Annotated in this window: 2 protein-coding genes; one reads left to right on the plus strand and one right to left on the minus strand. The window is 71.9% G+C overall.

Features of this window, described 5'->3' with window-relative positions; genetic code table 11:
• Positions 1-39: 39 nt before the first annotated feature.
• Positions 40-1416 (plus strand): cytochrome P450, encoded by a 1377-nt coding sequence (locus U9R90_RS34575; RefSeq protein WP_411061319.1) that lies wholly within the window; start codon positions 40-42, stop codon positions 1414-1416.
• 40 nt (positions 1417-1456) lie between these two features.
• On the opposite strand, the gene U9R90_RS34580 is transcribed toward U9R90_RS34575, so the two are convergent.
• Positions 1457-3052, minus strand: a complete 1596-nt coding sequence (locus U9R90_RS34580; RefSeq protein WP_411061320.1) for a carboxylesterase/lipase family protein — start codon at positions 3050-3052, stop codon at positions 1457-1459.
• Positions 3053-3346 lie beyond the last annotated feature (294 nt).

Below are 3346 nucleotides of genomic sequence, written 5' to 3' on the forward strand. Positions count from 1 at the left end.
CCCGCACCAGCGTTGCCCGCCGATCCCTTACGGAGACCGATGAATCCGAACAGCCACGGCCGGTCCACTCCCGCGTGCCCCGCCTTCCCCGGCCCGACACCCCTGTACGGCGCGACACTCACGCAGGAGCCGAGCCGTCTGTACGAGGAGTTGCGGCGCCGATGGGGGGCGATCGCGCCAGTCGAGATCGCTCCCGGGATCGGGGCCTGGCTCGTGCTGGGGCACCAGGAAGTACTCGAACTCATCTGGGACGAGCGGGCGTTCAGCAGCGACGCACGACACTGGAACGCACTCGGCCAGGCGGCACTTCCCGTGGACTCCCCGCTGCTGCCCCTCCTGGGGCACCGGCCCGCCCTGTCCCGCCTCGACGGGCTGGAACACCGGCGGCAGCGGCAGGCGGTCACCGAGACCCTGAACCTGATCGATCCGCGACGGCTGCGCACCCTGGTACGACTGCGGGCCGACGCCTTGGTGGACGGCTGGGCGGCGCGCGGCGAGGCCGACCTCATCGGCGAGTACGCCCGCCCGCTGGTGTGGGACGTGTTCACCCAGCTGGTCGGGCTTCCGGAGGAGACGGGCGGTCAACTGGCCGCCCTGGTCGGGGTTCTGGTCGACGGCGCCGACGAAGCGGCGCGCTCGGAGGCCGAGTTGCTCACCCTCCTGCACCGGCTGGCCGCTGGGAAACGCGCCGCCCCGGGGCCGGACGTCCCGTCGTGGCTGTGGGGACACCCGGCCCGGCTGTCCGAAGACGAGATCACGCACAACCTGCTCGCGCTTCTCCTCTCGGGCCCCGAGAGCACCATCAGCTGGATCGGCAACACGGTACGGCTGCTGCTGCGCGATCCGGGGCTCGGTGTCGCGCTGGCCGCCGGACGGTTGACCGTGGGCGAGCTCGCCGACCGGGCGCTGTGGTCCGACTCACCGGTCCCGAACATCTCGGGCCGCTGGGCGAGGGCCGATATGACGTTCGCGGGGTGCGCCGTCCGCGCCGGTGATCTGCTCGTCCCCTGTCTGGCCGCCGCCAACACCGATCCCGCGTTCCAGAGCGCGGCGGCGTCGGGCAACCGGGCGCATCTGGCGTGGGGAACCGGTGCGCACGGCTGCCCGGCCAAGGACGTCGGCCGCGTAATGGCCGAGACAGCGGTGGACGCGATGCTGCGCCGACTGCCCGAGGTGCATCCCGGCGTTCCCGAGAGCGCGCTGCCGTGGCGGCCCTCGCTGTGGTGCGGAGCACCGGCGCGGCTGCCGGTGGCGTTCCCGCCGTTCCGGCCCGCCGCGCCCGAGGCACACACCCCGCCCGCCTCTCACGCCGCGGTCGCGGTCATGCCCGTACCGGACAGGAGGCCGGACGACGGGGCTGTCGCGGGTGCGCCTCCGCAGCGATGGGGCTGGTGGGATTCGATGGCCGGTTGGTAGCCGACAACAGCCGGGCTGGCACCAAAGGGGCGGGACGGGCCTACCGTGATGCCCGGTGGTGCAGTCGACGCGCGACTCCGGCCGGGTCGCCGTCGGCGGCGGTGACGGCGTCGAAGCGCATGGTGGTGCGCGCGGGCGCGGCATACCGTTCCCAGCCGGGCAGGTCGGGATGGTTGGGGTCCCCGGTGCGTACGAAAGCGATCCACGCCTGGTGCATGGCGTGCCCGAGCCCGGTACGGACCGCGGGATCGATCCCCGACAGAAACGGCGCGTGCGACCAACGGGCGAAGTCGCCGAAGACGAAGGGCAGTTCCAGGCAGTGTGTGGCCGCGAGCCGCCCCTGGAGCGCGGGCGTGGGGAAGTCGAACTGGTAGGCCCACACCGGGCGCCCCAGTTCCGCTCTCGCCTCGGCCAGCTCCACGCAGGGCGCCCGGAAGAGCTCGTCGGAGATCAGGCCCATCAGCACGTCCACCGGGCGGGCGCCCGCCCGCACCTCCTCGTAGGTGCCGTACACCTCGTCCGCACGGTCCGGGAAGGTCTCCGCGATGCGTTCGAGCACCTGGCCCCTGGTCGCCGCGGCATAGCCCTCGTCCAGGGCGAATCCGAAGGTGGCCTCCTCTCGGGTCCAACCGATCATCACGTCGATGTCGGCGGCCGCGTCGTGCAGCAGCGTCCGGGCGGGGTGCCGCCGCAGCGTCACCCCGTCGCGTACGGGCAGGAACGGGGTCGGCCAGTACCCCCATCGCCGGGTCTGCCCGAACAGCCCCTGGGCCGCCTCGATCAGCCGGGGCCACGGCAGGGCGCGCAGTCCGTCGACGTCCCGTACCCCGGCCAGCCGCAGGTAGGCGGCGGTGCGTGGCAGGTACTCGGCGGGCGTCGGGATGTGCAGGCCAAGCGGCGGGCTCTGCAGGATCGCTCGCCGGAACAGGCCCTGGGCCTCGGGGTGCCCGGCCAGCGCGGCGGTGGACACGGCACCGCCTGACTGGCCCGCGACGGTGATCCGGTCCGGGTCTCCCCCGAAGTGGGCGATGTGGTCGTGCACCCACCGCAGTGCGGCGATCTGGTCGGTGAGCCAGAAGTTCCCGGGCTCCGCGGCGCCCTCGTCGCCCGCTCTGCTGTCACCGCCCGACGCACCGTCCGCGCTGTCCGCACCATCCGTGCCATCCGCGCCGAAGTACAGGTAACCGAGCGGCCCGATACGGTAGTTGACGCTGACCACCACGAGATCTCCGTTACGGGCGAATGCCTCGCCGGAGTAGTTCGGTAGTGAGCCGGAGCCCGAGACGAATCCGCCGCCGTGTATCCAGACCAGCACCGGGCGGCCGGCGTCGTCGGCCGACGGTGTCCACACGTTGAGGGTCAGACAGTCGTCGTCGAAGGGCGGCGAACCGTGACCACCGAGGACCGGGTCGCCGCCTTCCGTGTACGACTGTGGGGCGCTGGGGCCATCGGTGGTCGCGTCCCGGACTCCGCTCCAGCCTGCGTACGGTTGCGCCGGGCGCCATCTGAGGCCGCCCGTGGGAGGCGCGGCGTAGGGCACTCGCCTGAACGCGGCGACGCCGCCCTCGGTGGCTCCGCGCAACCGGCCCGCGGGCAGGTGCACCACGGGGGAGTTCTGGCCTTGGGCAGCGCGCATGAGTCTTCCTCTCGGTCACTTCAGTCACTGCGCCTTACACGCTATTGCCTACTCTTGACGCCCGTCAATCATTCGCCATACTGGGCGCTCAGGCCGACCACGGCCGACGGTTACACGAGAAACGCGCGCATCGCCTTGTCGAGCATCACGATCCGACTCGCGCTTCGAGATCAGACCTAGCGCGGCGACGCGAGTAGTGCTACACAAGAAATCACCACGCGCTAACACGTGTAACTACGCCGTTAAGCAAGCGGCCCTAGCTGCGCCCATCCCTCCCGCAGCCCCTCCGGCCCC

Origin of the sequence: Streptomyces sp. E11-3 (assembly GCF_046540415.1) — a bacterium.
Classification (GTDB): Bacteria; Actinomycetota; Actinomycetes; order Streptomycetales; family Streptomycetaceae; genus Streptomyces.

Coding starts and splice junctions, on each gene's coding strand:
- U9R90_RS34575 (WP_411061319.1), top strand. CDS start 40: ATGAATCCGAACAGCCACGGCCGGTCCACTCCCGCGTGCCCCGCCTTC.
- U9R90_RS34580 (WP_411061320.1), bottom strand. CDS start 3,052: ATGCGCGCTGCCCAAGGCCAGAACTCCCCCGTGGTGCACCTGCCCGCG.